Origin of the sequence: Nodularia harveyana UHCC-0300 (genome assembly GCF_034931085.1) — a bacterium.
GTDB lineage: Bacteria > Cyanobacteriota > Cyanobacteriia > Cyanobacteriales > Nostocaceae > Nodularia > Nodularia harveyana.
Window position 1 is genome coordinate 33,276 of record NZ_JAYGHG010000042.1, and the last position, 6,000, is coordinate 39,275.

The following is a 6,000-nucleotide window of genomic DNA, read 5'->3' on the forward strand; positions in this document are numbered from 1 at the left end:
TAAGATAGTATGGGCAAACAGAGATAACACTGTAGACAGTTATATTGTCAGAGAGTGCCACAAACAAAAGTTTCTAGGAAATTTAGTTAGTTCTCGGTTACATTAGCTGCGAAGAGAAATAAACTTAAATCTCCCGGTAATCAGAGAGAATTTCCCTGATGGTACAACTCTAGCTTCCGATTTTAATCCTAATAGGAAAGTTATGTGGGTAATTGTGAACCTGCGGCGCTATCTAGTAACCACCAAAGTTCGCCTTGGGGTTTAATTAAGCGGGAGGGATAAGTAAAGTCATCTGCGACAGGGGCGAAAACTTCGGCTAAAGCTGGCTTTTTATTCGCACCAGCAACTAGAAAAATCACACTGTCAGCAGCGTTAATAAATGGGTATGTAAAGGTTATGCGGGGGTTTCCGTCTTTGTTACCGACAGTAACTAGCCGATCTTGCACCTTTAAGGCTGGGGTGTGAGGAAACAAGGATGCGGTATGCGCATCATCACCCATTCCTAGTAATATTACATCCAAAGAGGGAAACTCTTGGGGGGAAGAATGGAAAAATTCTTGCAGATGTTGTTCGTATTTGGCAGCTGATACTGCTGGATATCCGTCCAAGGTTGGTACAGAGTGAATGTTAGCGGCTGGGATATTAACTTGATTTAACCATGCTTGCCGCGCCATCAGTTCGTTGCTATCGGGATGATCTGGTGGTACATAACGTTCATCTCCCCAAAAGACATGAATTTTATCCCAAGGCAGTTTTTGTTTAGCGATCGCCTCGTATAATGGCTTGGGTGTGCTACCACCAGCTAGAGCTATAGTAAATCTTCCCCGTTGCTCAATGGCGGTGGGTAACTTCGAGAGAATTAGGTCTAGCGATCGCCCCACTAGGGCTGTAATATCTGGGAGAACTTCCAGCTTTTTGTTCATGGTTTCATCATTATATTGCCGACTTCCAGCAATACCATAACGAACTTATGGCTATTTCTCGTTTTAACTTTTGAAACTTTTAACATGATACCGTGAACTGGAGAGGAATTTACTCCCCTACCACCAGCTGATCCCAGTTAGCGATCGCCTCTTTTTGAGCTATTAACAATTCCTGAATCCCTTTTTCGCCAAAATCTAGTAGTTGATTTAACTGAGTCCGGCTATAACTACCTTCTTCTGCTGTTCCTTGGATTTCAATTATACCTAAATGTTGATTCATCACCACATTGAAATCTACAGTAGCAGCCACATCTTCACTGTAATTTAAATCTAAATATGGTTCCCCTTGCAATAAACCCACAGAGATTGCTGCGACTTGTCCAGTCAGAGGCGATCGCTCCAGTACACCTTGCTGCAATAATTGATTAACTGCATAAGCTAAAGCCACAAAACCCCCGGTAATGGAGGCTGTTCTGGTTCCCGCGTCTGCTTGTAACACATCAGCATCTACAGTTAGGGTCCGTTCTCCCAAAGCCTCAAAATCAATTGCAGATCGCAAACTTCGCCCAATTAAACGTTGAATTTCTTGGGTTCTTCCCGACAACTTTAACAATTCCCGTGCTTTGCGTTCTTGGGTAGCCGAGGGCAACATCCTATACTCAGAGGTCAACCAACCTCTACCACTTCCGGCTAAAAACTTCGGTACTCCTTCACTAACACTGACAGTACAAAGTACTTGAGTGTCGCCAAATTTCGTTAGCACAGAACCAGGCGCAAAGCGAGTAAAACCAGGGTGAAAGCTGATAGGACGGAGTTCGTAGGGTTGTCTACCATCGGGACGCTGCCAAACCATGAAATTTTACCTCAAAAATTTTATACAGAAGGATACTATTTTTAGGTTACATCTATGACAGCAAAAATCCTATATCAGTAAATTCACATTTCAAGTTTCTGGGATAGACAGTAAATCTAAAATACTTTGCTGTACCATGTCTGGTGATTGATCACCGTTAATAGTCAACAAACGGCGGCGACGGTCGTAATATTCTAGGATCGGAATCGTGCGATCGTAAAATAACTCTACACGACGCTGGACAATTTCCGGTTGGTCATCGGCAAGAGAACGCCCCAAGGAACGACTCACCATCTCCACTTCTGGTATTTGTAAATAGATCGCCCAATCTAGCTTTTGTCCTAAATCATCTAATAAAAAATCCAATTCCTCCGCTTGAAAAGCAGTGCGGGGATAACCTTCTAACACCCAACCGTGATTAACTTCCGGCCGTTGGAGTTGCAAACGGATAAATTCAATCATGATTTCATCCGGGACTAACTCGCCCTTGGTCACATAAGACTCCACATGGCGACCAATATCAGTAGCATCAGCAATTCCTTCCCGTAACATCTCACCTGTAGAAATGTTAGGTATGTCAAAATGTTTATACAACCTTTCCGCTTGGGTAGTTTTACCTGCTCCCGAACCCCCTAAAAACACTAATCTCACAACAACGCACTCCTCTTTCGGCAAAATTAATTACAGTTTAAATCTGTTTTACCCAGATCAAGATGATTATCATAGCTGCGGAAAAATTATAATTAGGGTTTTGTAGATTTATTTCCACAGAGGTCAAACGTGCTGAAAAATGATAAGTGGATTATCGAACAAGCCAAACTAGGGATGATTTCTCCATTTGAAACTTCCCTAGTGCGCCAGATTGAAGACAGGCGGGTGATTAGTTACGGTTTGTCTAGCTATGGCTATGATTTGAGGTTAGCTCCCACAGATTTCCGAATTTTTAAACATATTCCGGGTACTGTAGTCAATCCTAAGCGATTTAACCCTGACAACCTAGAATCCATTGCACTGCACACCGATGAAGATGGATCTTTTTTCATTATTCCAGCCAACTCTTATGCTTTAGGTGTCTCCCTGGAAAGATTGCGGATTCCGGCTAACATCACAGTTATTTGTATTGGCAAATCCACAATGGCGCGTTGCGGTATTATTGCCAACATCACCCCGGCTGAGGCTTCATGGGAAGGCTTTTTGACTTTGGAGTTTAGTAATGCTTCTAGTGCAGACTGTCGCATTTATGCTAATGAAGGTGTATTGCAACTTCTGTTTTTAGAAGGGGAACCGTGTCAAACTACCTATGCAGAGCGTTTTGGTAAGTATCAAGATCAACCCCAAAGTGTAACTATTGCCAAGGTTTAGAAGTCTGAGAAGATATACAAAACCCACTCAAGTGGGTTTCAAAATTTTGGTGTGATCAGAATATAATAGAACTGAAAATGGCGATCGCATCAAATACTTATGTCTCTGATTTTACTGGGATATGAGTTTACGCAGCACTGCGAGAAGTGAACAAATTCCAGAAGAAAATAGCAACTATCGCCCCAATGATTGCTAGGATAACCCCGCTAATACTAAGAGTAGATGCCGCCAAAGAAAAAGTTCCTGTAGTAAAAAATATTCCCAAGCTACCACCCACAAAAGCACCGACAATACCCAGTAAGAGTGTTGCTAAAATTCCACCACCTTGATGTCCAGGGTAAATAGCTTTAGCAATAGCGCCAGCAATGAGGCCTAAAGCAATCCAAGCAAGAATGTTCATAATTTTTAATGTCAATATTTTTACTGCCAAACATAGGCTAACAATTCCCACCTGGAGATTAAATCCGTCATCAGAACTAATTATGGATAGTCTCAAGATAGGGATAAATAGGAATAGGGAATAGAGGAATAGGGAATAGAGGAATAGGAAAAAGAACCCCAGATACACAGAGAGATTTTGGCGCAGGTTTCCGAAAAAACGGATAAGCTGTTTTATCTAAGCTGATTTTTTTTACTTGACTATGGCAACGATTAACGACAACTACCTGAAACTGAAAGCTGGTTATCTGTTTCCCGAAATTGGTCGGCGGGTGAACGCTTTTGTAGAAGCTAATCCTGACGCTAAAATTATCCGCTTGGGGATTGGGGATGTTACCGAACCTCTGCCAGAAGCTTGCCGGACAGCTATGATTAAGGCTGTGGAAGAAATGGGCGATCGCACAACCTTTAAAGGCTATGGTCCCGAACAAGGTTATGCTTGGTTAAGAGAAAAAATTGCCGCCCATGATTTTCAAGCCAGAGGCGCTGATATAGATGCCTCAGAAATCTTCATCTCTGACGGTTCTAAATGCGACACAGGCAACATTCTCGACATTTTTGGCAAAAATAACATCATTGCAGTTACAGACCCTGTATACCCCGTCTACGTGGATACCAACGTCATGGCTGGTAATACCGGAGATGCTAACGATAAAGGCGAGTTTGGCGGTTTAGTATACTTGCCAATTTCGGCTGATAATAACTTTAAAGCTGAGATTCCCTCCCAGAAAGTTGATTTAATTTATCTCTGTTTTCCCAATAACCCCACCGGCGCAACAGCTACCAAGGAATATCTCCAAGCCTGGGTAAACTATGCAAAAGCGAATAATGCCATTATTTTCTTTGATGCGGCTTACGAAGCTTATATTACAGACCCCGCTATTCCTCACTCCATATATGAGATTGAAGGCGCAAAAGAATGTGCCATTGAGTTTCGTTCCTTCTCTAAAAACGCCGGCTTTACCGGAACCCGTTGTGCATTAACTGTTGTACCCAAAACCCTAACAGCTAAAGCGGCTGATGGTTTCGATGTCGAACTGTGGAAATTGTGGAATCGTCGCCAATCGACTAAATTTAATGGCGTTTCCTACATCATCCAACGGGGTGCAGAAGCTGTATACTCCGAGGCTGGACAGGCGCAAATTAAAGCCTTAGTCAGTTTTTACCTCGAAAATGCCAAAATTATTCGTGAACAACTGTCAGCCTCCGGATTAGCTGTATATGGCGGTATAAATGCACCTTATGTCTGGGTGAAAACTCCCAATAATTTATCCAGTTGGGACTTTTTTGATAAGCTACTGCACACTGTAAACGTAGTCGGTACGCCTGGTTCTGGTTTTGGTGCTGCGGGTGAAGGCTACTTCCGCATTTCAGCCTTTAACAGTCGAGAAAACGTCGAAGAAGCAATGAAGCGCATTATCGAAAAGTTTAAGGTGTAAAAATCTATGGTGGGTAATCCCCACCCTAAAAGATTTCCTTGTCATAACTTAGGGAACATCCCAATTTAGTAAAAAACCTATTAAACCCTCTTCCCTTGGCGTTCTTGGCGACTTGGCGGTTCGTTCCTCATATAAAAATAAAATATGATCGAGTTAGCAGTAATTCAGTATTAACAACTTATAGAACCCATTTGACATCTTTTACTGTAGTGAAGTAAAGTGACTGCAAAAGTCTTATCCAGCAGTTATGCCATACTCTAGCAGCCTGACAGACGAAGAGTGGAGAGTCTTTGAACCCTTGCTGCCTCAGATATTACCCCCGAAGAAGCGGACCAGACCGCCTAACTGGACAAAGCGAGAAATTTTGGATGGTATCTTCTATCAACTCAAAAATGGCTGCAAGGTGGGTAATTGAAGGGTCAAATGCTTGGATAGAGAGATGCAAAATTCTCGTCAAGAACTTTGAGCGAACTTTAGCTAATGCGACCGCCAAAGTTAATCTTTGTTTTATTCGGTTGATGGTTCAGAGGCTTGCAACCTCTTCTTAGATGTCAAATGGGTTCTATAGACCATCTCAAATCCAGCAAACTAGCCTCTGGGACAGGCAAACGACCATTAAATCCGCCCCTGAAAAAAAACTTTTAGCAAACCCCTTGACGAAACCAAAGAGAGTAGCTATATTAGTTAAGTGCCAAAGCGAGAGCCGCAACACCTGAACCGCGAAAACAAAATACTTTGAAAGCTAAATAAAAACCAATCCTCGTCAACAAGATTTAGTTTTGGGTAAACCCGAAACATTAATCAAAAATTTTACAGGATTCCGAAACAAGTTGTTCGGAGACCAAACTCTAAACACAACAAAACGGAGAGTTTGATCCTGGCTCAGGATGAACGCTGGCGGTATGCTTAACACATGCAAGTCGAACGGTCTCTTCGGAGATAGTGGCGGACGGGTGAGTAACGCGTGAGAATCTAGCTTCAGGTC

The 6,000-nt window shown here is 42.5% G+C and carries 7 protein-coding genes and 1 rRNA gene; 4 read left to right on the forward strand and 4 right to left on the reverse strand.

Annotated features, from left to right (window positions below; genetic code table 11):
* Window positions 1-200: 200 nt before the first annotated feature.
* From pgl to VB620_RS19015, 3 genes are all read right to left on the reverse strand, one after another.
* A complete protein-coding gene (pgl, locus tag VB620_RS19005; protein ID WP_323197717.1) occupies window positions 201-923 on the reverse strand; it encodes a 6-phosphogluconolactonase in 723 nt (240 codons plus the stop codon).
* A 109-nt stretch (window positions 924-1,032) separates the two neighbouring features.
* Window positions 1,033-1,776, reverse strand: a complete 744-nt coding sequence (gene rph, locus VB620_RS19010) for a ribonuclease PH (protein ID WP_323197718.1) — start codon at window positions 1,774-1,776, stop codon at window positions 1,033-1,035.
* Window positions 1,777-1,866: 90 nt separating this feature from the next.
* Window positions 1,867-2,427, reverse strand: coding sequence for an adenylate kinase family protein (locus VB620_RS19015; RefSeq protein WP_323197719.1), 561 nt, complete (start codon window positions 2,425-2,427; stop codon window positions 1,867-1,869).
* Between the two features lie 129 nt (window positions 2,428-2,556).
* On the opposite strand from VB620_RS19015, the gene dcd reads away from it, so the two are divergent.
* Window positions 2,557-3,138 carry a dCTP deaminase gene (dcd, locus tag VB620_RS19020; RefSeq protein ID WP_323197720.1) on the forward strand — a complete coding sequence of 194 codons (582 nt, stop codon included), beginning with the start codon at window positions 2,557-2,559 and terminating at the stop codon, window positions 3,136-3,138.
* Between the two features lie 127 nt (window positions 3,139-3,265).
* Here dcd and VB620_RS19025 read toward each other — a convergent pair whose 3' ends face one another.
* Window positions 3,266-3,538 carry a GlsB/YeaQ/YmgE family stress response membrane protein gene (locus VB620_RS19025; RefSeq protein ID WP_323197721.1) on the reverse strand — a complete coding sequence of 91 codons (273 nt, stop codon included), beginning with the start codon at window positions 3,536-3,538 and terminating at the stop codon, window positions 3,266-3,268.
* A gap of 241 nt (window positions 3,539-3,779) precedes the next feature.
* Here VB620_RS19025 and VB620_RS19030 point away from each other — a divergent pair, with 241 nt between their 5' ends.
* The 3 genes from VB620_RS19030 to VB620_RS19040 form a co-directional block, all read left to right on the forward strand.
* Window positions 3,780-5,015: an LL-diaminopimelate aminotransferase gene (locus VB620_RS19030; RefSeq protein ID WP_323197722.1), complete on the forward strand. Its 1,236-nt coding sequence runs from the start codon at window positions 3,780-3,782 to the stop codon at window positions 5,013-5,015.
* 247 nt (window positions 5,016-5,262) lie between these two features.
* Window positions 5,263-5,430, forward strand: coding sequence for a transposase (locus tag VB620_RS19035; RefSeq protein ID WP_323197723.1), 168 nt, complete (start codon window positions 5,263-5,265; stop codon window positions 5,428-5,430).
* 444 nt (window positions 5,431-5,874) lie between these two features.
* A 16S ribosomal RNA gene (locus VB620_RS19040) occupies window positions 5,875-6,000 on the forward strand; the annotation flags it as partial.